General features: G+C 67.7%; 40 protein-coding genes and 1 tRNA gene. 16 read left to right on the forward strand and 25 right to left on the reverse strand.

Going from position 1 to position 24,442, the window contains the following annotated elements; translation table 11 throughout:
• Positions 1-41 precede the first annotated feature (41 nt).
• The 18 genes from ACFXJ8_RS11990 to ACFXJ8_RS12075 form a co-directional block, all read right to left on the reverse strand.
• A complete protein-coding gene (locus tag ACFXJ8_RS11990) occupies positions 42-818 on the reverse strand; it encodes a hypothetical protein (protein WP_379643866.1) in 777 nt (258 codons plus the stop codon).
• A complete protein-coding gene (locus ACFXJ8_RS11995) occupies positions 815-1,141 on the reverse strand; it encodes a hypothetical protein (RefSeq protein ID WP_379643867.1) in 327 nt (108 codons plus the stop codon). Before ACFXJ8_RS11995 ends, ACFXJ8_RS11990 begins: the two co-directional genes overlap by 4 nt.
• The gene (locus ACFXJ8_RS12000; protein ID WP_379643868.1) at positions 1,138-3,039 is read right to left on the reverse strand and encodes a UvrD-helicase domain-containing protein; all 1,902 of its coding nucleotides are present in this window, start codon (positions 3,037-3,039) and stop codon (positions 1,138-1,140) included. Before ACFXJ8_RS12000 ends, ACFXJ8_RS11995 begins: the two co-directional genes overlap by 4 nt.
• Complete coding sequence (locus ACFXJ8_RS12005) at positions 3,039-3,188, reverse strand: hypothetical protein (protein WP_379643869.1); 150 nt, start codon at positions 3,186-3,188, stop codon at positions 3,039-3,041. Before ACFXJ8_RS12005 ends, ACFXJ8_RS12000 begins: the two co-directional genes overlap by 1 nt.
• 84 nt (positions 3,189-3,272) lie before the next feature.
• Entirely contained in the window at positions 3,273-3,431 is a 159-nt protein-coding gene (locus ACFXJ8_RS12010) for a hypothetical protein (RefSeq protein WP_379643870.1), read from the reverse strand.
• A 105-nt stretch (positions 3,432-3,536) separates the two neighbouring features.
• A complete protein-coding gene (locus ACFXJ8_RS12015; RefSeq protein ID WP_379643871.1) occupies positions 3,537-3,734 on the reverse strand; it encodes a hypothetical protein in 198 nt (65 codons plus the stop codon).
• Positions 3,734-4,834: a DNA polymerase III subunit beta gene (dnaN, locus tag ACFXJ8_RS12020; RefSeq protein ID WP_379643872.1), complete on the reverse strand. Its 1,101-nt coding sequence runs from the start codon at positions 4,832-4,834 to the stop codon at positions 3,734-3,736. Before dnaN ends, ACFXJ8_RS12015 begins: the two co-directional genes overlap by 1 nt.
• Entirely contained in the window at positions 4,831-5,196 is a 366-nt protein-coding gene (locus ACFXJ8_RS12025; protein WP_379643873.1) for a hypothetical protein, read from the reverse strand. The genes dnaN and ACFXJ8_RS12025 overlap by 4 nt, the downstream gene beginning before the upstream one ends.
• The gene (locus ACFXJ8_RS12030; protein ID WP_379643874.1) at positions 5,193-5,426 is read right to left on the reverse strand and encodes a hypothetical protein; all 234 of its coding nucleotides are present in this window, start codon (positions 5,424-5,426) and stop codon (positions 5,193-5,195) included. The genes ACFXJ8_RS12025 and ACFXJ8_RS12030 overlap by 4 nt, the downstream gene beginning before the upstream one ends.
• Positions 5,423-5,809 carry a hypothetical protein gene (locus ACFXJ8_RS12035; protein ID WP_379643875.1) on the reverse strand — a complete coding sequence of 129 codons (387 nt, stop codon included), beginning with the start codon at positions 5,807-5,809 and terminating at the stop codon, positions 5,423-5,425. Before ACFXJ8_RS12035 ends, ACFXJ8_RS12030 begins: the two co-directional genes overlap by 4 nt.
• Entirely contained in the window at positions 5,806-6,021 is a 216-nt protein-coding gene (locus ACFXJ8_RS12040; protein WP_379643876.1) for a hypothetical protein, read from the reverse strand. The genes ACFXJ8_RS12035 and ACFXJ8_RS12040 overlap by 4 nt, the downstream gene beginning before the upstream one ends.
• On the reverse strand, positions 6,018-6,290 hold the full coding sequence (locus ACFXJ8_RS12045) for a hypothetical protein (RefSeq protein WP_379643877.1): 273 nt from the start codon (positions 6,288-6,290) through the stop codon (positions 6,018-6,020). Before ACFXJ8_RS12045 ends, ACFXJ8_RS12040 begins: the two co-directional genes overlap by 4 nt.
• The gene (locus tag ACFXJ8_RS12050) at positions 6,290-6,487 is read right to left on the reverse strand and encodes a hypothetical protein (protein ID WP_379643878.1); all 198 of its coding nucleotides are present in this window, start codon (positions 6,485-6,487) and stop codon (positions 6,290-6,292) included. Before ACFXJ8_RS12050 ends, ACFXJ8_RS12045 begins: the two co-directional genes overlap by 1 nt.
• Positions 6,484-6,804: a hypothetical protein gene (locus ACFXJ8_RS12055; RefSeq protein WP_379643879.1), complete on the reverse strand. Its 321-nt coding sequence runs from the start codon at positions 6,802-6,804 to the stop codon at positions 6,484-6,486. Before ACFXJ8_RS12055 ends, ACFXJ8_RS12050 begins: the two co-directional genes overlap by 4 nt.
• A complete protein-coding gene (locus ACFXJ8_RS12060) occupies positions 6,801-7,043 on the reverse strand; it encodes a hypothetical protein (protein ID WP_379643880.1) in 243 nt (80 codons plus the stop codon). Before ACFXJ8_RS12060 ends, ACFXJ8_RS12055 begins: the two co-directional genes overlap by 4 nt.
• Before the next feature lie 3 nt (positions 7,044-7,046).
• Complete coding sequence (locus ACFXJ8_RS12065) at positions 7,047-7,256, reverse strand: BldC family transcriptional regulator (RefSeq protein ID WP_379643881.1); 210 nt, start codon at positions 7,254-7,256, stop codon at positions 7,047-7,049.
• 83 nt (positions 7,257-7,339) lie between these two features.
• The gene (locus ACFXJ8_RS12070; protein ID WP_379643882.1) at positions 7,340-7,645 is read right to left on the reverse strand and encodes a hypothetical protein; all 306 of its coding nucleotides are present in this window, start codon (positions 7,643-7,645) and stop codon (positions 7,340-7,342) included.
• Complete coding sequence (locus ACFXJ8_RS12075; protein WP_379643883.1) at positions 7,645-7,854, reverse strand: helix-turn-helix domain-containing protein; 210 nt, start codon at positions 7,852-7,854, stop codon at positions 7,645-7,647. The genes ACFXJ8_RS12070 and ACFXJ8_RS12075 overlap by 1 nt, the downstream gene beginning before the upstream one ends.
• Before the next feature lie 178 nt (positions 7,855-8,032).
• Here ACFXJ8_RS12075 and ACFXJ8_RS12080 point away from each other — a divergent pair, with 178 nt between their 5' ends.
• Complete coding sequence (locus tag ACFXJ8_RS12080; protein ID WP_379643884.1) at positions 8,033-8,509, forward strand: hypothetical protein; 477 nt, start codon at positions 8,033-8,035, stop codon at positions 8,507-8,509.
• 41 nt (positions 8,510-8,550) lie between these two features.
• Here the strand turns inward: ACFXJ8_RS12080 and ACFXJ8_RS12085 are convergent, their stop codons facing one another.
• Both ACFXJ8_RS12085 and ACFXJ8_RS12090 read right to left on the reverse strand, forming a co-directional pair.
• Positions 8,551-8,985 (reverse strand): hypothetical protein, encoded by a 435-nt coding sequence (locus ACFXJ8_RS12085; RefSeq protein ID WP_379643885.1) that lies wholly within the window; start codon positions 8,983-8,985, stop codon positions 8,551-8,553.
• Positions 8,986-9,766: 781 nt separating this feature from the next.
• The gene (locus ACFXJ8_RS12090; protein ID WP_379643886.1) at positions 9,767-10,792 is read right to left on the reverse strand and encodes a tyrosine-type recombinase/integrase; all 1,026 of its coding nucleotides are present in this window, start codon (positions 10,790-10,792) and stop codon (positions 9,767-9,769) included.
• A gap of 190 nt (positions 10,793-10,982) precedes the next feature.
• Here ACFXJ8_RS12090 and ACFXJ8_RS12095 point away from each other — a divergent pair.
• Both ACFXJ8_RS12095 and ACFXJ8_RS12100 read left to right on the forward strand, forming a co-directional pair.
• A tRNA-Arg gene (locus ACFXJ8_RS12095) sits at positions 10,983-11,055 on the forward strand.
• Positions 11,056-11,200: 145 nt separating this feature from the next.
• The gene (locus ACFXJ8_RS12100; RefSeq protein WP_379643887.1) at positions 11,201-11,590 is read left to right on the forward strand and encodes a hypothetical protein; all 390 of its coding nucleotides are present in this window, start codon (positions 11,201-11,203) and stop codon (positions 11,588-11,590) included.
• 61 nt (positions 11,591-11,651) lie between these two features.
• Here the strand turns inward: ACFXJ8_RS12100 and ACFXJ8_RS12105 are convergent, their stop codons facing one another.
• Positions 11,652-12,014, reverse strand: coding sequence for a tyrosine-type recombinase/integrase (locus tag ACFXJ8_RS12105; RefSeq protein WP_379644061.1), 363 nt, complete (start codon positions 12,012-12,014; stop codon positions 11,652-11,654).
• Between the two features lie 423 nt (positions 12,015-12,437).
• Between ACFXJ8_RS12105 and ACFXJ8_RS12110 the strand changes: the two genes are divergently transcribed.
• Positions 12,438-12,644 (forward strand): hypothetical protein, encoded by a 207-nt coding sequence (locus ACFXJ8_RS12110; protein ID WP_379643888.1) that lies wholly within the window; start codon positions 12,438-12,440, stop codon positions 12,642-12,644.
• 110 nt (positions 12,645-12,754) lie between these two features.
• Here ACFXJ8_RS12110 and ACFXJ8_RS12115 read toward each other — a convergent pair whose 3' ends face one another.
• Positions 12,755-13,030: a replication initiator gene (locus tag ACFXJ8_RS12115; protein ID WP_379644062.1), complete on the reverse strand. Its 276-nt coding sequence runs from the start codon at positions 13,028-13,030 to the stop codon at positions 12,755-12,757.
• A 430-nt stretch (positions 13,031-13,460) separates the two neighbouring features.
• On the opposite strand from ACFXJ8_RS12115, the gene ACFXJ8_RS12120 reads away from it, so the two are divergent.
• The 4 genes from ACFXJ8_RS12120 to ACFXJ8_RS12135 all read left to right on the forward strand — a co-directional run bounded on the left by ACFXJ8_RS12120 (position 13,461) and on the right by ACFXJ8_RS12135 (position 16,496).
• A complete protein-coding gene (locus ACFXJ8_RS12120) occupies positions 13,461-13,736 on the forward strand; it encodes a hypothetical protein (protein WP_379643889.1) in 276 nt (91 codons plus the stop codon).
• A gap of 311 nt (positions 13,737-14,047) precedes the next feature.
• Positions 14,048-14,701 carry a hypothetical protein gene (locus ACFXJ8_RS12125; RefSeq protein WP_379643890.1) on the forward strand — a complete coding sequence of 218 codons (654 nt, stop codon included), beginning with the start codon at positions 14,048-14,050 and terminating at the stop codon, positions 14,699-14,701.
• On the forward strand, positions 14,698-15,852 hold the full coding sequence (locus ACFXJ8_RS12130) for a phosphatidylserine/phosphatidylglycerophosphate/cardiolipin synthase family protein (protein ID WP_379643891.1): 1,155 nt from the start codon (positions 14,698-14,700) through the stop codon (positions 15,850-15,852). Before ACFXJ8_RS12125 ends, ACFXJ8_RS12130 begins: the two co-directional genes overlap by 4 nt.
• Before the next feature lie 107 nt (positions 15,853-15,959).
• The gene (locus ACFXJ8_RS12135) at positions 15,960-16,496 is read left to right on the forward strand and encodes a flavoprotein (protein ID WP_379643892.1); all 537 of its coding nucleotides are present in this window, start codon (positions 15,960-15,962) and stop codon (positions 16,494-16,496) included.
• Here ACFXJ8_RS12135 and ACFXJ8_RS12140 read toward each other — a convergent pair.
• Positions 16,488-17,021: a TetR family transcriptional regulator gene (locus ACFXJ8_RS12140; RefSeq protein ID WP_379643893.1), complete on the reverse strand. Its 534-nt coding sequence runs from the start codon at positions 17,019-17,021 to the stop codon at positions 16,488-16,490. The genes ACFXJ8_RS12135 and ACFXJ8_RS12140 overlap by 9 nt on opposite strands.
• Positions 17,022-17,078: 57 nt before the next feature.
• On the opposite strand from ACFXJ8_RS12140, the gene ACFXJ8_RS12145 reads away from it, so the two are divergent.
• Genes ACFXJ8_RS12145 through ACFXJ8_RS12165 form a run of 5 tightly spaced genes read left to right on the forward strand, consistent with a single transcriptional unit; the run spans position 17,079 to position 20,703 of the window.
• On the forward strand, positions 17,079-18,854 hold the full coding sequence (locus ACFXJ8_RS12145; protein ID WP_379643894.1) for an MDR family MFS transporter: 1,776 nt from the start codon (positions 17,079-17,081) through the stop codon (positions 18,852-18,854).
• Positions 18,851-19,213: a hypothetical protein gene (locus ACFXJ8_RS12150; protein WP_379643895.1), complete on the forward strand. Its 363-nt coding sequence runs from the start codon at positions 18,851-18,853 to the stop codon at positions 19,211-19,213. Before ACFXJ8_RS12145 ends, ACFXJ8_RS12150 begins: the two co-directional genes overlap by 4 nt.
• Positions 19,210-19,431 (forward strand): hypothetical protein, encoded by a 222-nt coding sequence (locus tag ACFXJ8_RS12155; RefSeq protein WP_379643896.1) that lies wholly within the window; start codon positions 19,210-19,212, stop codon positions 19,429-19,431. Before ACFXJ8_RS12150 ends, ACFXJ8_RS12155 begins: the two co-directional genes overlap by 4 nt.
• A gap of 8 nt (positions 19,432-19,439) precedes the next feature.
• Complete coding sequence (locus ACFXJ8_RS12160) at positions 19,440-19,889, forward strand: universal stress protein (protein ID WP_379643897.1); 450 nt, start codon at positions 19,440-19,442, stop codon at positions 19,887-19,889.
• A gap of 55 nt (positions 19,890-19,944) precedes the next feature.
• Entirely contained in the window at positions 19,945-20,703 is a 759-nt protein-coding gene (locus ACFXJ8_RS12165; protein WP_379643898.1) for a M15 family metallopeptidase, read from the forward strand.
• 733 nt (positions 20,704-21,436) lie between these two features.
• Here the strand turns inward: ACFXJ8_RS12165 and ACFXJ8_RS12170 are convergent.
• Positions 21,437-21,856, reverse strand: coding sequence for a hypothetical protein (locus ACFXJ8_RS12170; RefSeq protein ID WP_379643899.1), 420 nt, complete (start codon positions 21,854-21,856; stop codon positions 21,437-21,439).
• Positions 21,857-22,128: 272 nt separating this feature from the next.
• Here ACFXJ8_RS12170 and ACFXJ8_RS12175 point away from each other — a divergent pair, with 272 nt between their 5' ends.
• The 3 genes from ACFXJ8_RS12175 to ACFXJ8_RS12185 all read left to right on the forward strand — a co-directional run bounded on the left by ACFXJ8_RS12175 (position 22,129) and on the right by ACFXJ8_RS12185 (position 23,469).
• Positions 22,129-22,251, forward strand: a complete 123-nt coding sequence (locus ACFXJ8_RS12175; RefSeq protein WP_379643900.1) for a replication initiator — start codon at positions 22,129-22,131, stop codon at positions 22,249-22,251.
• Positions 22,221-22,487 carry a replication initiator gene (locus tag ACFXJ8_RS12180; RefSeq protein WP_379643901.1) on the forward strand — a complete coding sequence of 89 codons (267 nt, stop codon included), beginning with the start codon at positions 22,221-22,223 and terminating at the stop codon, positions 22,485-22,487. Before ACFXJ8_RS12175 ends, ACFXJ8_RS12180 begins: the two co-directional genes overlap by 31 nt.
• Before the next feature lie 163 nt (positions 22,488-22,650).
• On the forward strand, positions 22,651-23,469 hold the full coding sequence (locus tag ACFXJ8_RS12185) for a glycerophosphodiester phosphodiesterase (protein ID WP_379643902.1): 819 nt from the start codon (positions 22,651-22,653) through the stop codon (positions 23,467-23,469).
• Here the strand turns inward: ACFXJ8_RS12185 and ACFXJ8_RS12190 are convergent.
• Positions 23,466-24,401, reverse strand: a complete 936-nt coding sequence (locus tag ACFXJ8_RS12190) for a DUF4328 domain-containing protein (RefSeq protein ID WP_379643903.1) — start codon at positions 24,399-24,401, stop codon at positions 23,466-23,468. The genes ACFXJ8_RS12185 and ACFXJ8_RS12190 overlap by 4 nt on opposite strands.
• Positions 24,402-24,442 lie beyond the last annotated feature (41 nt).

Consider the following 24,442-nt stretch of genomic DNA (forward strand, 5'->3'; position numbering starts at 1 on the left):
AGAACGGTACAAGATGAAGCATTTAGAAGCAATACGGTGCTTCAGCTTGTGCCGGGGCAGCCATTGCTCGCGTCGGTCGAGCCGGGCGCAAACCACGGGCAAAACGTGCAGTACGACGCGGTGGCCGGGAACGCGGCCCAGTTGTGCGGGTTGTTGGGCGGGTCGAGCACGGTCAACGCGGTGAGCACGTGATCCATCCGCTCCAGCGCCGCCTCGGCGACGGCGCGGTCGTACGGCTCGCACCAGACGTGCAGGCCGTCGATCCGCCCGCCGCGCGGCAGGAACGTGATAGCGACGTGCTCGGGGGTTTCGCCGGCGTTCTCCTGGCCGAGCCCGTACAGGTGGGCCTGGATCCTGTACTGGTCGCCGGGCCCGTCCTTGGCGTACTTCTTGACCCGATCGGCGCCGGTCACCTTCCAGTCGTTGTTGACTCGCAGGTCGCGGTCGTACAGGTCCGCGCTGCCGTAGATGTTGCCGCGGATGTGCAGCCGCCGCTCGACCACGTACCGCTCCCGGCCGAGGCGCCGGTTCTCGGCGGCGTACGTCTCCTCCATCCAAGCGTGGACGCTGGTGCCGATGATGCTGGCCCACGGGTCGCCGCCGGTGTTGACCTCGGGGTGGTCGCACAGCTTGTAGGCGAGGCGGCGCACGCACGGGACGCCGATCTCGGACGGGCCGATCACCCGCTGCAGGGAGCGCGGCGCGTGCTCGCCGGCGTGCTTCACAGTCTGGACGACGTTGGTGGCGATGGTGGCGGCCAGCCCGGACAGCGGGGTGGTGGCCCACCCCGCGTCCGGCTGAGAGAAGGCGACCGTCATTCGTCGCCCGCCATGGCGGCGCGAGCGAGGACAAGTTCGAGAGCGAGCATGGTCTGAATGTGGCCGTAGACGGCCTTGACGCCGTCGTGCATGGAGATCGCGCCGTGGTAGGCCTCCACCAGCTCGTCCGCGAGCTCGTCCCACGGGGCCAGCGTGAGCCGCTTGACGAGCTCGCCGTCGGCCTGCTCCAGCTTGGCATTGAGCGCTTCGATCTCGTCGAGCAGCTGGTTAACGACGGTGGCACCGTGCCGCTTGAAACGGGCGTCTGGCGACCAGACCAGGCGGAGGGAGGCGATCTTGGTGGGGGTGAGGCGGTCGGTCATTTCCACTCTCCGAGGAAGTTGAAGGGGCGGCTGGCCTTCTTGGGCTTGTAGTACTTGGCGTAGATGTCGGGGTGGTCCTTCTTGAGCTCCTGGCCGTCGAGCTGGCCGCCAGGCGCGGACTCCTTCCACGAGACGGCGTCCCTACCGGCGACGGTGGCCTTGTCGAGGCCGCGCGCGGCGAGGTGGTCTTTCACCTTCTGGATGGCGGCGTCCTTGACGGCCTTCCACCCGGCCTCGTTCTCGGCGGCCTTCTTGGCGTAGTCGAGCCAGCCGACCATCTCGGCAGGGAGGTCCGTGTCGACCCGCTCGGGGTCGGGGGTGAGCACGTCCATGGCGGTGGAGTCTCCACCGGCCGGGACCGCCTGTTCGGCGGCGAGCGGCGTTCTGTGGACAACCTCGTCGGGGCTGTGGATACCGCCCTGGGAGGTGAGCGTCCGGCAGTCGAGCACCTGCTTGGCGCGGGTGACGGCGACGTAGGTGAGCATCGCCTCGGCCGGGACCAGGTTGCCGTCCTTGTCGTACGGCTCGTTCCAGTCGGAGGCGAGCCGTACCGTCTCGAACTCGCGACCCTTGGCGCGGTGCCCGGTGCTGATCTTGACGTCGGCGTTGTGCTCATCCACCAGCTGGTCGACGACCTTCAGGATCCGCTCGGGCCCGTGCGAGTCGACAAGCTTCACCAGGGTCTTCAGGTCGGCGCCGCCGGCGTCGTGCTCGGCGTACTCCTTCACCTCGGCCCAGCTGCTGAAGGCCATCAGTTCGGGGTGTTCGGTGCCGCGGCCGTTGCGCAGGTCCTGGCAGGCGCGGGCCAGGCGGCGGATGTCGTCGCCGCCACCCACCATCGCGGGCCGCAGGCCGGAGCCGAGCGCGGCCATCGCCTGGCCGATCGCGCCCGCGTTCGTCCGGCAAAGGATCGCGTCGCCTGGGTAGACCACGCCGAGCCCGGAATCCTTGGCTGGGTTGCCGGTCAGCCGGAGGGGCGCGTCGAGCAGCTCAAGCCACACGTTCGCCTCGTCGGCGATCTTCTGGCCGAATCGGAACGACTGGGACAGCTGGAAGCGGGCCCCCTCGAACGACTCCATGGCGTCGACCGCGCCCCGCCACCCGTAGATGGCCTGGGACTGGTCGCCGACAAGGATCGTCTGCGACGACTGGTCTTCGACTACCTGGGCGATGACCGGGTTGGCGTCCTGCGCTTCGTCGAGGAACACGAGCTCGGCGGGCAGGACCGGGCGGCCCAGAGCCCACATCTTCAGGTAGTGGTCGTGGGTGAACTTCAGCTTGCCGTCCAGGCTGATGAGGTCCTCCCACGCCTTGACGACCATGGGCAGCACCGCCTGGCGCAGCTGGGTCATGGCGTACGGGTCGACGTCCAGACCGGGGATGTCGTGGATGTGCCACCAGGCCGGTTCGTCGCTGGAGGAGTGGCAGAACGCGGCCACCGCGTCCATGACGATCCTGGCGACCTTTACCGAGGTGAGGGCGTGGGCGCCGAGGTCGAGCACGGCCGGGATCTTCAGGAAGCGCGCCACCTCCCGCGCGGGCAGGCGCGGCCCGTTGAGCCGGTGGGCGAACTGGTGGCCGACCGCGCGGAACGCCAAGCTGTGCGCGGTTGCGCATTGGACGGAGGCGGGGAACGAGGCGCGGGCGTCGTCGGCGATCGCCCGGTTGTAGGCGAGGTAGAGGCCGCGCCGCATCGAGGCCGCGGCGACCATCTTCAGAGTGCTGGTCTTGCCGGTGCCCGCTCCCGCCTCGATCACGAGGTCATCGCCCTGCCGGGCAGCCTCCAGGATGGCGGCCTGCTCGATGGTGGGCGGGTGCTCGAAGACGGGCGCGGCCTGGGTCGGCGCGGTGAACGCGGGCGCGGTGAAGGCGCCGGGCTGGGTGAACAGCGTGGTCATCAGGCGGCACCCGCCTGGCGGTCCCGCTTGATCATCTCCACGGCGCGCATGAAGCCCTTGGGCTCGTAGCCGTGCAAGAAGCTGAGCATGTCCCTCATCTCCGTCTCGGTGCACGTCTCAAGGAAGGCGAACGCCTCGTCGTCGTTCATGGCTTTCTTCTTTCTCGCTCGGTGGGCGTCTGGAAGGTCTGCGGGATGGCCGGACCGCCGATGGCCGGCCATCCCGCGCACCCGTCAGCGCGTCCGCTTCTGCAGCTCGGCCCAGTACTGGAGGTCCTCGGCGTCGGCCCGGCCGGAGGCGATGAGCGCCTTCGTCAGGCCGACCTCGATGTCGAGCTCCTCCCGCGTCATGCGGTCGAGGCGGGCGATGTCCTCCGCGAGCTCCTGCGTCATCGGCTCTCTCCCCTCACTCCGTGTTGCTCCGTTCTGCTAGCTAAGACGGTACAAGATGAAGCATTGCGAAGCAAGAGGAGATTGCCGGATTTGAATCGCGGTGGTTCACGGCTGGTTGAGCGTGACCTCGTAGCTGCTTGTCGGCTGGCCGAGGAAGCCGCGGACGAACGCGCCGACGCCTGGGCAGGTGGTCCACGTGGTGACGGTGACGGTGTCGCCGTCATGCGTGGTCACGGTCACCATCGCCGCGTTCCTGCCGACCTCCACCTCGGGGAGGTCGGCGGCCGTCGTCTGGTTAGCCATCAGGAGGCCCTGATCGACATGACGATGTGCTGGTAGGTGTCGTCGTCGGCGCGCTTCAACAGACACGGCCTGCCCGGCGTGGACACGCGGACCTGCACCGGCCCGCCGGTGAACGCGTTGAGCGCGTCCACCAGGTAGGCGGCGTTGAACGGGATCGTCACGTCGGCGCCGTCCACCTTGCAGTCGACCGCCTCGGCGGCGCGTCCTTCCTCGCCGCCGGCCTCGACGAGGACGCGGCCCTGCCCGAACGACAGCCGCACCGGCGTGCTCCGCGGCGCCATCAAAGCGACCCGTTTCACGACCTTGACCAGCTCGCCGCCGTCGACTGTCGCCGTGGTTGCGGCCTCCACCTTGGCGAACATCGCGCGGAAGTCGGGGAACTCTGGGTCGAGCAGCCGCACCGTGGTCGACCGGCCCTTGCAGCTGAACGAAGCGAGCCCGTCGCCGAGCCCCACCGCGACGTCTCCCTCGGGGAGGCTTCGAGCGATGTCCTGCAGGATGCGGGCGGGGATCAGCGCCTTCACGTCGGCAGGGCCGTCCAGCACCGGGGACCAGGCGAGGGTGCGCCACGTCAGCCGGTACCTGTCGGTGGCCGCCAGGTCGATGAGGCCGTCGCCGACTTCGAGCCGCACCCCGGTCAGCAGCGGCAGAGAATCGTCGGTGCTGGCGGCGACCGCGGCCTGGGCGACGGCGTAGCCGAGCATCTTCGAGTGGACGGTGCCGACCGCGGCCGGCTGCTTGGGCAGGTTCGGGTAGTCGTCGACGGGCATCAGCGGCAGCGCGAACTCGGCCCGCCCGCATTGGACGACCGCCTCCTTCTCGTCGACCGCCACGTCGACGAGCTCGCCCTTCGGTAGCGCCTTCACCAGCTCGGCCAGGACACGTCCGGGCAACAGTGCACGGCCAGGAGTGAGAGGGCTGTCCAGCTCGACAGTGATCCGCCGGGACGTGTCGTAGTCGAACGCGCAGAAGGTGACGCCGTCGTCGTCCACCTCAGCGAGGATGCCGCCGAGGACGGGCGCGGATGGCCGCTTGGGGAGTGCGTGGGAGACCCAGCCGACGGCGTCGGCCAACTCTCCCGCCATGATCGTGAGCTTCACTGCTTCTTCTTTCTCTGATCGGGGGAGATGAGGCGGACGAGCGGCTGGCAGCGGTGCTCCTCCTTCCACAGCTGGGCGTCGTCCTCGGTGAAAGGGCGGGGCGCGTCCTCCCACTCCTCCTTCATGGAGGAGTCGCAGGTCTCGCACACCGCGTCCCAAGACGGGACGTCGCTGCGCTTCAGACAGTCGTTGCTGCGCTTCAGGCAGTCGTTGCACACCTCGCCGTTGAACGGGTCGAGCCAGCCGGCACCCTCGACAGGCTCGGACACTTTCTCCAGCAGGTTGGGACAGTCGGCGTAGATGTGGCCCTCGAACCCGGCCGGATACCACGGGCGGATCCAGTTCTGGACGGCGGTGCTCATGCGCTCACCGCCGAAGGCTCGGGGTCAAGCCACACGACGCGGGTGGCGCCCGCGTGCCCGTGCACCGCCTCGGCGTCGGCGAGGTTGTCCCAGCAGACGGTGGACGGCCGATCACCCCGCCACCGCAGGGTGACTGTCCCGTCGGGCCACTGCACGCCGTCGGCGACGATCCCGATGCCGGAAACGCCGGACACGTCGGTGTAGCGGCGGAGGACGAAGCGGCGCGTCAAGACGCCTCCTCAAGCAGTTCGTAGATGTGGAGGACGAGCTGGCTGCCCCGCTGCACTGGGCCGAGCCGCATGTCGGGGCCGACGAGGTGCTTGTCGTCGTCGTCGGGCAGCACGCCCGCGTCGACGAGGCCGTCCACTGCAGCTTTGAAGCTCGGATACCAGTTCGCTGGATCCCGGCGCCCCTTGGTTGCCGGGCGGAGGACGCCGAAGATGTGGGCTCTGGCGAGCGGCGGAAGACCCGCCTCCTCGGCGGCGTCCTTCCCCGCCTCCCTGATCGCCTTGGTGATTTTGGAGGCGGGGACTCGGTGGATGCGCTGGTTGGAGTTGAGCAGCTTCAGCCCGGCGGGAAGCTCGATCGTCCACGAGCGCGGCTCGCCGTTCACCGCTCCCTCCACGGGACAGGCTTGGAGAGCGTCTCCGCAGTGAGGGCGCGCACCTTGTCGAGTGCTGCGTGCAGGCCGATCTGGAAGACGCGCTCCTGCTCAAGAACGTCGCTGATCGCCTTCAACGTCAGCTCCATCCGCACGGCGTACTCCAAGCGGGCCCGGGCGCGGTCCTTGAACAGCGCGAGTTCGTCGCGGCGTTCGCTGTTCACGGGCGGCCTTCCTTCCGGTCCCGCTCGCACATCCACGCCGTCACGGCCAGCCAGCCGGACGTCGGCAGGACGAGCAGCGCGGCGGCCGCGCTGACCCACATCGGCAGCTGGACATCAGCGGCCGGGCCGGTCAGGTAGATGGCGGCGAACAGGGCCAGGAAGCTACAGGCGCCTGCGATGCAGGCTTTCGTCCACCAGCCGCGGCGGGCGGCCGCCACCCCGAGGAGGGCGGCCGCGAGCGCGACGAGCAGGGCCAGGACCATGGCCATCAGTCGCCGCCCTTCACACGGAACGGCAGCAGCACGAACCAGGTGAAGACGATGACGAACAGCGCCGTCCAGAAGCCCATCGTGGGCACCGCCGGCGACCACTCGTCGTGGAGCACCTGGAGGATCCTCATCAGGGAGTATGCGGCCAGCACGTCGATGAGGACGACCGCGATAGCTGCCTTGATCCACTTGTTCACGCCTGCCGCCACTTCTCGTCCTCGCGGACCTGCTCGGGCGTCTGCGCCAGCTCCTTGTGGTTCGCCTCGAACGCGGTGAAGGCGTTCTGCTGCTTCGGCGGCAGCTGCTCGCCGTCGATCGGGGTGGGCTGGTACGGGTGGACGCCCTGGGGCGGCGCCGGCCAGGGGGCGCCGACCGGCATCATCGGGTCAGGCAGCACCTGGCCGACGCGCGCCTCCTGCTCGGCCAGCATCAGCATGCGCTCGAAGCCCGCCAGGTCACGCCGGGCCTGGTCGACCTGCTCGCGCAGGTGTGTGATGTGGATGTCGCGGATCACAGGGACTCCTCGGCGGGGGTGATCTCGATGACCTGAAAGTCCGGCTTCCGGTGGTAGTAGTGCGTGGCGCCGGTCTCCAGGTCGCGGGCGACGACGTTCAGCGCCTCGCACCAGTTGGCGCCGCACGGGGTCGGCTTGTGGTCCATGCGGACCGCGGGCGGCAACGGGTCGCCAGGGCGAGGCGCATACGCCTTCGGCACGCGCGCCAGCGAGCCGGGCTCCAGGTCGGCGAACCGCATCGCCTACTCCGCGGCGGTGTCGGCGGGGATGCCGGCCAAGAGGGCGCGGACCTCGGACTCGAGGTAGCGGCGGTGCCCGCCGAGGGTGCGGAAGCTGGTGAGCTTCCCGGCCTTGGCCCAGCGGGTCACGGTCTTGGGGTCGACACGGAACATCGCGGCGACCTCGGACGGGGTGAGCAGCGGCTCGTGGGCGGGGGGCATAGCCTTGGACATTGCGTCCTACCTCTCATGCTGTGGGTTTTGTGGATGCTGGGCCCGTCACCCGCTGCAATCGAGTGACGGGCCGTCTTCATGGGTCAGGCCGACTCGGCGAGCTGCCTGAGCGCCGCCTCGCGGGCGGCCTTGTTGCGGGCCCGCGACGTCGCGGACTTGAGCGCCCGCCGCCGCATCTCCGCAGAGCGGGCGTTGACGGCCGCGGCGGGGATGTCGGCCTCCGAGACGACACCCTCATCGCGCAGCCGCTCCTCCCAGTACTCGATCGAGACCGGGGATGCCTTGGTCGCGGCCTGCGTCCGCTCGCGCCTGTCCGGGGTCCGCGCCCACGAGGCGTGGACCGCGAGCTTGGCGATCGCCGAGCGGCGTTCCGGGTTCCTGGCCGCCATCAGCTCGCCTGCTTCCCAGCCTGGAGGCGCGCCTCGACAGCCTCTTCGTCCAGCGCCCACGTGCCCTGCTTGCAGGTGTCGGGGGTGCCGCACGGGGTGCCGCACGCGTGCGTCTTGGTGCCGGTCAGCGTGCCGGAGCTGAGCATGCGGAGGAGCGTGGAGCGGCCGATACCGAGCCGTTCCCGCGCCTCCTCGACGGTCAAAGTCATCTCGCCTCTGTGCCTCGTGGTGCGTTGTGGAGCATTGCGAAGCTGACGATACACAGAGACGTCTAACGATGCAATACGGAGCATTGAGAAGCATGCGACGGCATCGTAAGGCATCGGGAAGTTAGGGTGACCAAAGCATTACTAGCCCGATTTGAAGCACAGTGATTCAATGTGGAGCATGACTCCGAGCGAGGGACAGCACGACCGCACACCCGGCCGGCCCCTATGGCTCGTCGCGGAACGAACACGTGGCGCTGAAGACCTGTCCAAGGTCGACTGGGTGAAGAAGATCGGGATCGGCCGCGTCAGCTACGACCGGCTCGCAACCCAGCCCAACCCGCCCATCCTGCGAACCGTCAAGAAAATCGCCGCAGCCATCGGCATGGACCTCCAACAAGCTATGAGCCTGGCCGGCCACGGCCAGGAACCCGAGAGCGTCGCCGAGGCGGTCCTCACCCGCATCATCTACACCGTGCCCGGCAGCCCCATCCGCCTAGACATCCGCGGCTTCGACCACGAGGCCACGGAACGCCAGCTCACCGCACTCCGCGAAGCGGCGGAAGCGGCCGACCTGACGTTGGGGGAGACCCTCGTCATCACCGGCCTGGCCGAACCCGAGGACCTCGCGCTGTCGCGAGTCCCTGTCGACAGGTAGGAAGGCCGCCCCGAACGGCCTCCCGACTGCGTCACTTCTTGTCAGGCGGCCCAGTCGTGTCCCTTCACCTGGGGGACGACCGCGTTCAGCCTGGCCATGAGCACCCTTGCGATGGCCACGGTTTCATGCTCGGCCTGGCACGCCTTGCCCACCTCGGCGACGGCCTCGTGCAGTTCGTCCGACGCCTGGGCGACGGCGGCGTTGAGTTCTTCCGCGACCAGGGCGACGGCTGCGTGGAGGTCGGTCGAGGTCTTGGCGGCGATCGCGTGCGCCTCGGCGACGACGCGCGCGGTCGACGCCTTGACGGCGAGGGTGCCGATCAGGGCGCTCGCGGCCAGGAACGACCCAATGAGAAGAGTCAGGTGGAGACGGTCGCTGCCGTACTCGGTCAGCGCCATGGTGATGGTCATCCCCCACAGCGCGGCGGTTGCCACGCTGGCGACGATGACGGTGCGAACGGTGGACGAATGTGCCATTTAGGGTTTTCCTTCCCCCGGCGGCCCCTGGGCGCAGACAAGGGCCGTTTTGCCGTAGTTTCGAGGCGACGGCGAAGCATCACTGTACGTGTGCGACAAGTGTGAGAGAAGAGGCACTGAGCAACGTTTTCAGCGCGAATCGGCGCAGACCAACGTAGAGATGTGCACAAGTTGCTGTCTGTAACGGCAAGACCGTATTCGTGCCCGCAGATGTCACGAAATGCCGTAATGGCTCGAATTTGCTCCGAGAAAGAAGGTAGGGGAACCTATCCCCCACGGATAGGTCCCTTCATCTACCGTCGCCAGAGAAGCCCGAAGCCCCGACCTCTCGCCACCGAGGTCGCGGCCCTAGGCGCCCGCACGGCGGGAACCGTCGCCTCGAAGTCAAGCTCCCGCCGTGCGGTGCTCACGGGGTTGCCCTCGCTTAGCGTGAGGCTCCATTTGCGTATGGTAATGAATCACTCGCGCTAGGTCACGGCTCAGGTGAGAGATCTTCACATTCGGTAGTAAAAACTTCAACCCTGGCCCCAGCGTGTGACGCATGCACGGAACTGTCATCGCCACGAAAACGCCTAGTGACCAGCGAAAACGCGCCGCGCCGCCATCCCACAGTGACGGATGACAGATTCTCTCCCATTCCCCTCTTACGTACGTGTACGCGCCCGCATGCACGCGCACGCGTAAGAGGGGAACGATGAGAAATCTGTCATCCGTCATCGCCACGGCTCGTCAAACGACGTTTTCGCAGATCAGAACGCGAATCCTGGCCGTGACGGATCCGTCATCCGAGTCGATCCGCCGGCGAGAACCTCGCGTGCACCTCGCGCGCCCGCTCGTCGGCCAGGTCGTCCGTGTAGTGCTCGACCATGTCGGAGGTCTTCCAGCCGAGGATCCGCTGAACCGCGTCCTTGCTGGCGCCCGCGCGCAGCAGCTCGTGCGCGGCCGTACCTCGATACCGGTGCGGGATCACCTTGTCGGCGATCCCGGCGAACTCTCCGCGCCGCGCCAGCATGTCCCTGAGGCCCTCGGAGGTCATGTGGCTGGTGTTCCGCCCTTGGATGCCGAGCCACAGCCAAGGGGACGTCTGAGCTTTGCTGTGGGCGCTCCTGGCGCGGATGTAGCGGTCGAGCGCCGCGACGGTCTTCGCACCGAGCGGAACCCAGTGCTCGTCGCCTCCCTTGAGTCTGATCCGCAGCCGCCGGCCCTTCAGATCAACATCGTGCGTCTCCGGGTTGCGCGGCGTGTAGCGGACGTTCATGATGCCGCTCGCTCGAGGCCCGGCGTCGTACAGGATCGTCATCAACGCGGCGTCGCGCCGGTCCTCGAAGGTGTTGCTCTTCGCGGTCGCCAGCAGCTTCCGCTGCTCCTCCTCGCTGATGTACTTCTTCGCCTTCTTAGCGACCTGGGGGCGGTCGCCCTTCAGGACCGGGGAGGCCGTGGTGCGTTCGGGACCGCCCTCCTCGGAGCAGAGCCACCCCCAGAACACCCTGAGGTTGCGGAAGTGGCAGTCGGCGGACACCGGCGAGGTGCGGAGCCGCTCGTGGACGAGGAACGCGCGCACGTGCTCGGCCTGGACGCCCTCGGCGTCGCCCGGCATCTGGTGCTCGGCCAGGTAGGCGATGAACGTTTTCACCGTGTCGGTGTAGGAGCGGACCGTGGTCTTGGCGAGGTTCTTGGATTCGAGGGAGAGCGTCCACGAGTCCAGGCAGGAGTCGAGTGCGGCGCCGCGCGGAATGGGGATGGCGCGGCTGGCCGCGCTGGTTCGTCGCCGGGGTCGGGCGCGGAATTCGATGACGTTGTCTGCCACGTCGTCAGGCCTTCCAGAAAGGAGCTACGGGGCTCGCGGAATTCCGCGCTGCTTCGTGATGCTTCATTCTGCTTCACGTATGCGCTATCAGGCAACTCGGGGCCACCGATCAGACGGGCTAAATGCACCGTACGACTCTGGTAGTCTTATCTCCGTTGCCGATCGCCGCAGGTGAGCGGCGGTGTAGCGAGCGGCCGTAGCTCAATGGATAGAGCATCTGACTACGGATCAGAAGGTTAGGGGTTCGAGTCCTCTCGGCCGCGCTCCAGCTCAAGGGCCCATTCCGATTGATGGAGTGGGCCTTTTTGTTGTCCGTACAGCAGCGAAATACAGCAACGGGGCCGGGTAGCTTCGGGCGAACAGCTGGTCGATCCACATGCGACATCGGCAGCAGAGAGGATCGAGATCGTGGGCATGACCCGCATCCTGAGCTTCAAGGCTTGGACGGGTGAACACTATGTCGGGCTGGCGGAGCTGCTCACTTCGCTGGGCAGCGCGGTGGAAGGCCATCACTGGCGGGTCACTGTCGAAGAATGGATCGCCTCTTCGCGAGGTGAGGCGATCGCTGACCTGGTCGCGGACTCCCTGGTGTCGACAGAGCATCTGATCGACTTGTTCGGCGTCGACGCTCAGCTCATCGATGGGGAACTGGTGGGCTATCCCGAAGGCTCATCGACCGCGGACATCAGGATTCGGGCATCCGACAGCAGCCACTGGGACGTGCAGTCAGACAAGCCTGAGGTATTGGAGACGATCCTCCGGATCCATCCAACCGCCCAAGATCTAACTGAGTGGTGAGTCCAGAAGACAAGACAAAGCCCTCCAGGACGCGTCCCAGAGGGCTCGTGTTGACCTGTGGTCAGCCGTCTTTCGGGTCGAGGTAGGCGTTCAGCCTGCCGAGGGCCTTTCGGGTCTCGGGGGATGGGATCTGCGTGTAGATGTCCATGGTCATCGAGATCTGCGAGTGGCGCAGGATACGCATGGCCACGCGCGGGTGGACGTCGAGGGCCGCCAGGAGTGAGGCGCAGGTGTGCCGGGTGTCGTGGACGCGGATGCGCGGGACGCCGGCCTTTCGGCAGTGAGCCTCGAAGGCCCGGTTGAAGCTGCGCGGTTCGATCGGGGTGCCGCGCCGGGTGGTGAAGACGAGATCGTTCTCCTTGCAGTCGTTCCCGGCCGACTTACGGGCCTGCTCCTGGGGTCCGCTGACGGTGCCGCAGGGCAGAGACGCAGAGACCGATCAGCGGCAGCGATGCCGATGAGTCCTCCGTCTTGGTCGTCTCACGGTGCAAGAGCTGGCCGCCGACTCGGTTGAGCTGACGGGAGATCCAGAGCTGTTCGCCACCGAGGTCCACGCAGTTTAGGGGTTCGAGTCCTCTCGGCCGCGCTCACTCGGAAGGCCCGCTACCAGGGAGATCCTGGAGCGGGCCTTTGCGTTTTGTGGTTCATCCAGTGTGCTCGTGGCCTGTGGGAGCCACCTTGAGAGCCACCCGGCCGGGTTTCGCAAGCGGCGATGACCGGCTGGCCCCGCAGGGCATCTTGTTCGTGCTGCACACCGGATCCCTGGCCGGATCGGCGAAAGCAACTGACGCGTGACTATCGCTGGTCCTGGATGGCTGCTTCGATCCGAAGGCCGACCCCTGCTAGCGTGAACAAGGTGGCGGGCATCATTGCCGCGATGGGCATGTCCCACCCGGCAGCGGCGGGTACAGCAATGGAGCCGATCACTCCTATGCCGATCATCACTGCGCCGAGCCTGCGCTTCTCGTCGGGGCTCCAAGGCTGGAGTGGCGTCTCGGGAACCTCGTCCGGTGTAGTCACGCCGAGAGCATCTCAGCCTGAAATCAAGATCTGATTGCGGCCGGAAACCGGCCCTACAGTTCCCACCACACGAGGACCAAGGTCCTCACCCCCGGGCGGCCTGCCAGATGCGGGCCGCCTTTCGCATTTCCCCATCCCGAGGAGTCACCTCATGCGCGTGAGGGTGACGAAGAGGCATGGGTGCGTGCTGACGGACGCGGGGACGCCCTTACCGCCGACCATGCCCGCGCGGACGAGCTGGTAGGTGTCGGCGCAGGCGGGGCAGCGGGCGGCGCGGCGGGTCTTGCAGGGCACCCGCAGGACACCGCCGGGTTCCAGGTGGGTGCTGGAGTGGTGCAGGAGTTGGCCGGTGGCGCGGTCGTGGTGTTCGACGCGGCCCCGGAAGTGGATGGGCTGTCGGCAGTCGCCGGTGCGCTTGATCTGGGCGGCCCAGCGGTCATAATCGCGATCGTGGGGGCCGGGAGATCATCCCGGCACCCGCGTGTGACTGGGGCAAGATGGATCCGTCCTGTTCGGAGTGATGGGATGGCCCCTCACCTGGCGCGGAACTTGGCGGTTGTGGGGTCAGGTGAGGGGACCTCGCGGCTAGGCGCTGTGGCTGTCGATGCCGGTGCTGTCGCAGTCGCGACAGGTCTGCCGGTCGCTGTCGAGGCCCGTGCCGTTGCAGGTGCAGCACTGGTGGTGGGCCGTCGGGTCGAGGTCGACGTGGCCGCCGGGCGCGGCGCCGACTCCGGCATTCCGGATAAATACTGATACGAGCGATCTTCAGGCCTCTGGTGATTATGATCATGGCGAAGGCGGCCCGCCGTCCCGCCGGGAACGGCCTACCCCCACCCTGAAGGGATGCCTCATGTCCACCAAGCTCATCAGACTGGCTGCGACGTCATTCGCGGCGATCACTCTGGCAGTGGCAGGAATCGCACTGGCGACGCCCGCCGCCGCGGCCACCGGTTCCACCGCGTCGAGCACCTCGGTCGCCCTCGCGCCCACCTGGATCAAGTACGGCGACTACTCGACCGAGGCGAAGTGCAAGGCGAAGGGCGCGGAACTACGGCGGAACGGGACGTACCTGTCGTACTACTGCGAGTACACGGGCTTCTTCACGCTGATGGTCCTGACCAGGTAACCGGCTGAAACGCGCGGCCCGGAACGGCCACCTCCGGGCCGCGGACACCTTCTCACACCGGTAGCCGTCACCGTTCCAGTCGCACGCCGTCCCGCAGTCCGTGACGGCCAAGGCCGCTAAGATGTGTGTGCTCTCCGCCGGGCGTGCCGAGCCTCCCCCGACTCGATTTTCGGGCGTGCACATGGCGCTGGGGCACAGCTGCAGGAGTTCACCCAAGCCGCGTCGAGCTCAACCGCATCGGGCAGGGCTCGACCAGCTCGCGGGCCTCCTCCAGCCTGGGCGCGACGCCGAGTTGCGCCCGGTGCGACAGAGTGGGCGCGCTTGTCGTACGGTCAGCGGCCCTTCTCGGGTCCCGTCTGTGGCGCATCGAGCTGCTCGAACGGCCGGAAGGGCTCGTCGAGCGGCAGATCGGACAGCTCATGGTGCGCGGGCGCGGCGGGTCGACTGGTATGTTCGGCACCCTGCTCAAGGTGGTCCACGACAACGGCTTCGCCGTACCGCCGCAGATCGCAGCCGCCCTCCGCGCGCTGGCCGCACTCGACGGAACCCTCGCACTGATCAGCCCCGACATCGACGTGGTCGGGGCGGCCCGCGAGCAGGGACGCGCGCTGATGCGTGAGGCCGTCGAGCCGGAAACGGTCAACGCGAATCTGGAGGAACGGCTGGCCGGCTATCTGCCGATCCTCCAGTGGCTACCGCGGCGCATCAACCATCTCGTCGAGGACCTGGAGCAGGGCAGACTCTCCATGAACGTGCGCCCCCTGGCGAACGACGGCGACCGGCGCTTCCTCGCTTTCCTGGCCGCCATCATGCTGAGCACCGCCGGCATCGGGCCGATGATCATGCCGAACATCCGGCGCGGCGGCCTGCTGCCGATCGGTACTGCGCTCGCCGGCACTCTTCTTCAACCCGAAACGGTAAGGCGCTTGTCAGTCACCCATAGTGATGTAACGCTTTCGGCATGACGATGTTCGCCGGCGGCAAGATCGAGGCCTTCGTCGGTCCGACGGAGCTGGGCGCGGCAGACGACCTCGAGCAAGTGATCATCGATTTCATCAACGGCGCCCAGCGGTTCCTGGACATCGCCGTGCAGGAGCTCGATTCCGAGCCCATCGCCCAGGCCGTCCTCGACGCCCGCTTCCGGGGCGTGAGCGTTCGCATCGTGCTGGAGCAGGACTATCTGGTCTCGCCGAAGCTGCCGACGATCAAGCCGAAGGGCGAGGAGAGCGAGCTCGACGCGCGAAAGCGGGTGCAGTGGGGCGACGAGCCCGGCAGCCGCAGCCTGGAGCCGAACAGGAAGATCCTGGCCGCGCTGCTGCGCTGCAACGTCGATGTGAAGGCCGACTACAACCCCGCGATCTTCCATCAGAAGTTCATCATCCGCGACTACCGCGAACGGGCCCTGCCCACCTCGGCGATCCTGTCGGGGTCGGCGAATTTCACCCACACCGACTGCCACCGCAACCTCAACCATGTCGTGATATTTCATGATCCGCGGATCTGCCTGACGTACACGACCGAGTTCAACCAGATGCGCGCGGGCCAGTTCGGGCGGGGCGCCCACGGCAAGGTTCCGGCCGCCTACAGCCTCAACGGGATCCCGGTGAAGGTGCTGTTCGCGCCCGACCACGCGCCCGAGCTGGAGATCATGAAGCAGATGCTCAAGGCCGCCAACCGCGTCGACTTCGCCATCTTCACCTTCTCCGGCTCCTCCGGCATCGACGACGCGATGATCGCGCTGGCCGCGGCCAAGAAGACGGTCACCGGCGTCATGGACCCCGGCCAGGGCGCGCAGAAGTGGGCCGCCACCCACGACCTGGACCGCGCGCACATCGAGCTGTACTTCCCCAAGCGCAGCCCCGCCTTCGGCAAGCTCCACCACAAGCTCATGGTCATCGACGAGGCCACGGTCATCGCGGGCTCGTTCAACTACACCGAACCGGCCAACAACTACAACGACGAGAACATCTTCGTCATCGGCAGCCCCTACCCCGACCTGCCCAAACGGGAGGGCGGCCCGGTCGATCCCGCCGCGTGCGCCGAGCTGGCCCGCTTCTTCAGGGCCGAGATCGAGCGCATCGAGGCGGCCGGCGAGCGCTTCATCGGTGAGGGGTGACCGGCGGGCGTTTCATGGGGCTAGGGTGACCGGCGAGCGTTTCGTCGGGGTGCGGTGACGGGCGGGCGTTTCGTCGGGGTGGGGCGGCCGGTTAGCCTGCTGCTCGTATGAGCAGAGTCCTGTATGTCATCGTCTGCGCGGCCGTACCGGCGGGAGAAGTCGGACGGCTGGTCGCCATGGCGCGCGACGGCGGATGGGCCGTCCAGGTCGTCGCCACCCCTTCCGCGCTCGCCTTCATCGACGTCGCCGCGCTGGAGGAGCAGACCGGGCGTCCGGTACGCAGCAGGTACCGCGGGCCCGACGAGCCGAAACCGCCGAGAGCCGACGCGATCGTGGTGGCGCCCGCGACGTTCGACACGGTCAACAAGTTCGCCACGGGGATCACCGACACCTATGCCCTGGGTGTCCTCGCGGAGGCGGTCGGGCTGGGGATCCCGGTCGTCGTGCTGCCGTTCGTCAACAGTGCGCTGGCGTCGCGGGCGCCGTTCGTCAGGAACGTGGAGAGCCTGCGGGCCGAGGGGGTGGCCGTGCTGCTGGGGCCTGGCGAGTTCGAGCCGCCGCCCGCCGACGCGGACGGCGACCACGCGGCGGCCTTCCCGTGGGAGCGGGCGCTGGCCAAACTCAGTGAGCTGGCCTCACCGTAGGCAGGCCTCGAACACCTCGGTCAGGCGGTCGACGTCGGGCTCGGACGGCCCGAGCAGCCGCCGTACCGACCCGATGCCCAGGAAGACCGCCGTCGCCATGCGGGCGCGCGCCAGCGCGTCGTCGCCGCCCAGCCGGGCGGCCAGCGGCTGCACGACGGCGGTCCTGAGCCGCTCGGTCATCAGCGCCTGCACCTCGGGGTCGCCCGCGGACCGCTCCAGCGTGCGCAGGATCGGGCTCTCGGGGTCGGAGTGCATGCGCTGGCCCGCGTACTCGGCCAGGCGGCGCGCCAGCCCGGCCATGTCGCCGTCGAGGACCCGCGCGACCGACGGCTCGCCCGCCAGCACCTCGCCGAACAGCCCGGCCTTCGAGCCGAAGTAGCGCCCGACGAGCGCGATGTTCGCGTCGGCCGCCGCGGCGATCATGCGTACGGTGACCTGCTCGTAGCCGTGTTCGGCGAACAACGCGCGCGCCGCCGTGAGCAGGCGTTCCCTGGTCGCCTCGCGATCGCGTACCCGCACTTCCATGGCTGAAGCGTAACTCCACTTGCCGCGCGGCTAGTAAACGGACGTATACTCCAGTGCATGGTACAAAGCAGGCAGTACTCCCACAGAGAGATCCTCGAGATCATGTCGGGGCTGATGCTGGCGATGCTCACCTCGATGATCTCGACCTCTGTGGTGGGTACGGCACTGCCGACGATCGTGGGCGAGCTGGGCGGACAGGAGCAGTACTCCTGGGTCGCCTCGGCCACGATGCTCACGATGACCGTGTCGACACCGCTGTGGGGCAAGCTGTCCGACCTGTACGGCAGGAAGCTCCTCTTCCAGATCTCCCTCGGCCTGTTCGTCGCAGCCTCGCTGGCCGCCGGGCTCTCCCAGGACATGGGGCAGCTCATCGCGGCGCGTGCCGTACAGGGGCTGGGGGTCGGCGGTTTGTCGGCACTGTCCCAGGTGATCCTCGGCGACATCGTGCCCCCGCGCGAGCGGGGGCGCTACTCCGGCTACATGGGCGCGGTCTTCGGCATCTCCACCGTCGCGGGCCCGCTGCTCGGCGGCTTCATCGTGGACGCCGACTGGCTGGGCTGGCGCTGGTGCTTCTACGTGTGCGTCCCGTTCGCCGTGGTCGCGTTCGCGGTGATCCAGCGGGTGCTCAAGCTGCCCAAGGTCAAGCGGAACACCTCGATCGACATCTGGGGCGCCACGACGATCACCGCCAGCGCGAGCGCGCTGATGCTGCTGCTGACGCTGGGCGGCCACGAGTTCGAGTGGAACTCGTTCTGGACCTACTTCCTCGGCGCGGTCACGGTCGTCATGCTGCTGCTGTCGGTGGTCGCCGAGCGGGGCGCGCGCAACCCGATCCTGCCGCCCAGGCTGTTCCGCAACAGGACGTTCGTGCTGACCAGCCTGGCCTCGCTGTTCGTCGGCATGGCGATGTTCGGCGCGATGATCTACCTGCCGCAGTACCTGCAGATCGTCAAGGGCATGAGCCCGACGGCCTCGGGCCTGATGACGCTGCCGATGGTGTTCGCGCTGTTCCTGTCGGGCGTGATCTCCGGCAAGATCGTCACGAACACGGGGCGCTGGAAGATCTTCCCCGTCATCGGCCTGCTGCTGGTCGCCGTCGGCCTGTTCCTGCTCTCCCAGCTGCACGTCGACTCGGGGCAGTGGCTCATCGGCGTGGACGTGGCGGTGCTCGGCATCGGCCTCGGCCTGTCGATGCAGATGCTCATCCTCGCCGCGCAGAACGGCTCCGAGCTGCGCGACATGGCCGCCACCACCTCGGGCGTGGCCTTCTTCCGCTCGCTCGGCGGCGCGGTGGGCGTCGCCGCGTTCGGCGCGATCCTGTCCAACCGGCTCAAGGACGAGATGGCCGAGCTCCTGCGGGCCGCCGGCATCAAGCCGACAGGGGGCGGGGTCACGCTCGGCAGCCCCGACGCGATCCAGCACCTGGCCGAGCCCGTCAAGGGCATCGTGCTCGAGGCGTTCACCAGGGGCCTGGAGACCGTCTTCATGGTCGGCGTGCCCATCGCGGTGCTGGGCTTCTTCGCGGTCCTGTTCCTGAAGGAGCTGCCTCTCAGGGGGAACGGCCCGGCCGAGCCCACCCCCAAGCCGCCCAGCAAGGACGACCTGGTCCTGGCGGGGCTGCTGCTCGAACTCATCGCCCAGCGCGTCGAGCACGCCAACGGCAGGCCGTTCGCCCTGGTCACCGCCGTCGCCAGGATGGCGCCACCCGACGACCGGCCCGAGGGTGAGCGGGCCAGAGCCGTCGCCGCCGCGGTGCTGCGCCCCACCTCGCGCGCGCTGCTGGCCCAGGCCGCGCCGTCCGTCAACAGAGTCACCGAAGGAGTCGCACCATGATTCGCAGGTTCGTGGGCGCCGTCGCGGCCGCCCTGGCGTTGATCGCCGGGCTGTGGCTGATGATCGCGCCCTTCGCGCTGGGCGCCCAGCCCGAGTCCGGCGGCTGGGCCGACGCCACGAGCGCGGAGTTCTTCACCGGGCTCGGCGTCGCCGTCGTCGGCCTCGCGGGCGTCGTGGCGTTCGCCGCGGCCATCCACGAGGACCTCGTCGCCTGCGGGCTGGTGACCGTACGGCAGCGGGCTCCCGAACCCGCGCCCGCGCCAGCCGGTGCTTCGTCGGCTGACCTGGCCACCATGCTCGCCCCGCTGGTCGAGGCGTTGCGCGAAGACCTCACCACGACGAACGGACACCGGCGATGAAGTCCACGATCGGCGTCAGCGCCCTCGCACTGCTGTTCCTCGGCGGCCTCTGGCTGGTCGCCGCCCCCTTCGTCGTCGGCTACCAGCCGCGCGGCGACGAGTGGAGCGACGCGACCGTCAACGACGTGTGGGTCGGCGGCCTGCTGACCGCGGGCGCCTTCGCCGCGCTGGTCGCCTACGCGGCCGACGCGCTGCGCGAGCTGACCCGGCGCGACTAGAGGGTGCCGTGGAACCGCTGGCGAACCGGCTCCCCGAGGGCCGGTTCGAGATAGGAAAGGACGGCGCGGGCCTCCTGGTCGTCGGCTACGACGGCACCGACCCGAGCCGCAACGCCCTGGCGTACGCCGCCGGACTCGCCAGACGCGACCGGGCCGGCCTGCTCGTCGTCTTCGTCGAGTGCCTCAACAGCGCCGCGCTGTGGTTCTTCGCCGGGTCGCCGATCATCCCCGACCCGGCCGAGGACCTCATCGAGGACCTGCGCGAGGAGATGAGCCACCACGGCGTGCCGTGGCGCTTCGTGAGCGTGCGCGGCGACGCGGCCAGAGAGCTGGAGTCGCTGGCCGACACTTACCGGGCCGACGCCATCGTCGTCGGCCGCTCCCGCTCGCCGTGGCACACCTCGGTGTCCCGAGGTCTCGTACGGCACGCCCGGCGAACGGTTCTGGTCGTGCCGTAGAGCGCTACCCGCGAACGGTTCTGATCGTGCTGTAGAGCGCGCTACCTTGGAAAAGGTGAAACGCGTCCTCGTAGCCGTATCGTTGCTGGTCACCGCATGTGGCGGCAACGCCGCTCCCGTCGCGTCGGACACCGGCACGCCCGGCCGCGCGCCCGCCTCGGGCCCCGCCTCCGCGCCCGCTTCGTCGCCCGTCTCGTCGCCCGTTTCGACGTCCTCGCCCGCCCCCACCCCGTCGCCCACCGGCCCGCCCGCCTTCCAGGCCAAGGTGAGCAAGCTGACGCCCAGCCAGCTTCCTGACTCCTGGAAGCCCGGCTGCCCCGTCAGCTACAAGAACCTGCGACTGATCACCATGACCTACTGGGGCTTCGACGACCGCGCCCACACCGGCGAACTCGTGGTCCGCGACACCGCCACCGACGACATCGTCACCGTCTTCAAGAAGCTGTACGGCATGCGGTACCCGATCAAGCGCATGGAGCGGATCGACGTCTACAAGGGCAGCGACTACGACTCGATCGACGCGGACAACACCTCGGCGTTCAACTGCCGCCGGGCCACCGGGTCGAGCAACTGGTCGAACCACGCCTTCGGCGAGGCCGTCGACCTGAACCCCCGCGAGAACCCCTACGTCACCGCATCGGGCTCCACCGCCCACTCGAACGCTCGCAAGTTCACCGAGCGACCGATGAAGGGCAAGGGCGTGATCAACCCCGGCGACCGGGTGGTGCGCGCGTTCGCGGCTGTGGGCTGGGGCTGGGGCGGCGACTGGTCCGGCACCAAGGACTACCAGCACTTCAGCAAGAGCGGCCGCTGAGACCTGCGCCGATGTACCACCCAAGTAGACGAGTAAGGCCAGTCAGTGATCTTAGGTGATCAGTGGCCGGGTGATCGGTTGACACTGATCTATAACCCATGCATGATGAGGGAGCCGCAGGCACTAGCCTGTGGAAGTGAACCCGGCAGCTCTCCGGACGGTGAGTCGGCCGGGTTTCGCGCGTTTAAGGGCAAACGCTCGTAACGCTGCTCACGATGTTCTCGGTACGACGCCGCCAATCTCCTCCCTTGCCATAAGCCCATGCCACGATGTCAGGCAGCCAAAGCAGCGGCTCGGAGGTTGGGCGATCGTGCAGGTACTGAAAGCGATCATAAGCTTCCGCCTTGGCCACCTGCTCATGCAATACCTGCCGGTCCCTCTGATCTTGACTGCATGACTCGATGACGAAGCGTCTAACCTCAAGCTCAAGGAGATCCGGAACGAGGACGCGAAGGCAATCGTCGCGTGCAACTCGCTCTGAACGGCTTCCCAGGCTCGCTTGATACACCCGCGCTTCGAGCCCCAAGCCTTGGACCGTGCTTATGATCTCTCGTCGACGGCTATCGCTCTCGCTGCACATGTGGATGCGATGTTGGCCCCGCTTGCAGAGATCCCTCCTCGCCTGCCGTGCCTCCGATAGGCCGGCAGATGCGACGACAGCTACGCAAATGAGGTAACCCTTCCTCATGGACTCGTCCGCGAACGCATGCGTGGCCACTATAGAGTCCTCCGGCTACGCACGCTCTTCGTCTTCCTGAGCTGTTCTGTTACTCCTCCTATTGCTCGTCACCTCCGTGCCAGGCCCCTTAAGGTCTATGCAGAGGATTCCATCGTCCAGATAGCCAACCCATCGTCTCGACACCGTGGTGTCGATGCCGTAGTACTTGGCGAACGCAGTGCCCGACACGATGTATGGTCCGACGCTCTTGCCTGCTTGTGGGCGAAGCGGGTACGCGTGCTCTGACTCCTTGGGGACTCCGCGAAAGCCGATGATGCGCTCTTCGGCGTCATACAGCAGCTCTACCGCCTCCGGCTCCCTCAATGCAGCGTAGGCCGCACTGTTGAGAGACATCGTTCCGCGCTTCTGAATCGTCACGAAAGGCTGTTTGACTATCGATGTCATCCGCTTCGTGAAGGTCTCAAAGTTGGGCAATACAGCTCCCCACGTCTCGTCAAGCGGGATGTTAGCATGTAGACACACGCCCTAATGCTTCTAATGTTTTCCTCACGGGTTGGTCGAGCTTCCTATACGCACGATCCAGCCATGGAGGGGCATGCTTGGCCGACGTCATGCGTTGTACAAGCCGTCGCGAAGCGGGCACTTGAGTATGGTTGGCTCCCTCAAAGCAAATCGCTTGATGCGTGCAAGACCTTGCGCGTGCATATGACGCGTCGGCTGCCATCTGCCTGAGGGGCGAGGGCTGGATGGCTACGGCTCCGAACCTCGGCGAACCGCTGTGTCCCGATTGCTACGACTACTCCGGCTCGGTCCTGGTCAACGCCGTAGCGCCCGAGCTGTGGCGCTGCTTTACAGAAGCCCTTCGCTAGCGCTTCGCCAAACTTTCTGGCCTGACCCTAAAGGCGCTGAAGGAGAAGGTGACAATCTCCTTCGTTCAAAGTGGCCGGACCAGCGGCGCGGCGTCGTCCACCCGCACACCGTCATCCGCATCGACGGCCCAGACGGACCCGAATTCCCGCCACCGCCTTGGGCAACTGAGGAGAACGTGGCGGATGTCGTACGGCACGCTGCCTCAGACCGCCCCCATCCCGGCCGCGGATGTTGAGCCGGCTCATCGCCGCGTGCATGCGCCTGGACACCCAAAAGGCATGACGCCGTGTCGGTTGCTCATCCAGTCGCCATTGTCGGGTTACCCTGCCCTCGACTGGACGCCATGAAAGCCAGTCAAGTTCGGATCATAGGCCCCCTCCCCGGCCCCGAGGAGACCCGTGTTTCGACGACTTGGCCTCATCATTACGACCGTCCTCTGCACTCTCCCCGCCCCCATCGCCGTAGCCGCGCCCGCCACCACGGTCGCCAGGGTCGCCCATCGGGGCGCGTCCGCCTACGCGCCGGAGAACACCCTCGCCGCCTTCGAGCTGGCCGAGGACCTGAACGCCGACCTGTTCGAGCTGGACGTCCAGGAGACGAGAGACCACGAGCTCGTCCTGATGCACGACACCACTCTCGCCCGCACCACCGACGTCGAAAGCGTCTTCCCTGGCCGCGCGCCGTGGCGGGTCGGTGACTTCACGCTTGCCGAGATCCGCAGGCTGGACGCGGGTTCGTGGTTCGACGGCGGGTTCAGGGGCGAGCGGGTGCCCACGTTGGGGGAGGCGCTGCGGGAGATGAACGGCAGCGGGCTCGGCCTGCTGCTGGAGGTCAAGGAGCCGCACCTATACCCGGGGATCGAGGGCCGCGTCGCCGACGAGCTGCGCCGTACCGACTGGTGGTCGAGGCTGGTGGTGCAGTCGTTCGACTGGGGTTCGATGCGCGCCTTCCACCGGCTGATGCCGGAGGTCCAGGTGGGCCTGCTCGGCACGCCGCCGACCCGGGACCTGGCCAGGCTGGCGGCGTTCGCCGACCAGATCAACCCGCCCTACCAGGACCTGTCCGCCGCGTACGTCAGGAGGGTCCACGGCCGCGGCATGGAGGTCTTCGCCTGGACGGTGGACGACCCCGACGACATGCGCCGGATGATCTCCTACGGGGTGGACGGCATCATCACCAACAAGCCGGACGTGCTGGGCGGAATCACCGACGCCTAACGCAGGTCCCAGCGGTTGCCGTACGGATCATGGAAGGCGGAGCCGTCGAACGCCACGCCCGCGGCTTGCAGCCGGTCGCGGTCGCGGGCGGCGTCGTCGGTGCGCAGGGCCATGGTCGCGGGCGGGCCGTCGGCGCGGACCAGCAGGATGGCGGTCTCTCTGGTGCCTGGCGGCCGTACGGTGACCCGCCGCTCCTCGCCCTCGGCGACGTCCTCGAGGAGGTCGAAGCCCAGCGTCCCCGTGTAGAACGCGATGGCCCCATCGTGATCGCCCACGGGGAGGGTGACGAGGTCGAGATGCTGCCATGGTCGCGGCCCTCCGGCGGCCCGCGCGCTCTCCTGCAAGCCGGTGATCTTCAGGACGACCAGGATCGCCAGCGCGCCCGAGACGGCCCACACTCCCAGGGCGGCCGACAGCGCGGTTCGCTTCCAGTCTCCCAGGTCGCCCAGAAGGCCTCCCGGATCGCCAAGAAGGTCGCCAAGAAGGTCGCCAAGAAGGTCGCCAAGAAGGCCCAGCCCGCCCGAGGCCAGCAGGGTCAGCCACCACGCCCAGATCAGCCCCGAGCGGCGCACCCGCAACAGGTCCGTTCCCCGCGGCTGCCCGCCGGGCTGAGATGTGGCCCAGATGTCGTCGATGATCCCTTTGGGAACGAACAGGTTGACGACGGGCAGCACCCACCCGGCGACCAGGAACACGGCGGCGTACGTGTGGAACACCCCCGGCGAGATCGCGTAGGCGTTGGCGCGGGCGCGCAACAGCCACGCCAGGAAGCCCGCTCCCGCGATGACGTAGCTGACGACGACCCACACCCGGTCCACGCCGTCGACGAACGGCGCCGTGACCGCCACGATCACGGACACCGTGACGAGGACGACGGCCACGGTCGCGAACGGCCGGATGGGACGCAGCGGCCGGACGGGGACGGCTAACACGCGGGCAAGTATGCCTGATCATGAGGAACCCGGTAAGACTG

Origin of the sequence: Nonomuraea sp. NPDC059194 (assembly GCF_042754765.1) — a bacterium.
In the GTDB taxonomy this organism is placed as follows: Bacteria; Actinomycetota; Actinomycetes; order Streptosporangiales; family Streptosporangiaceae; genus Nonomuraea.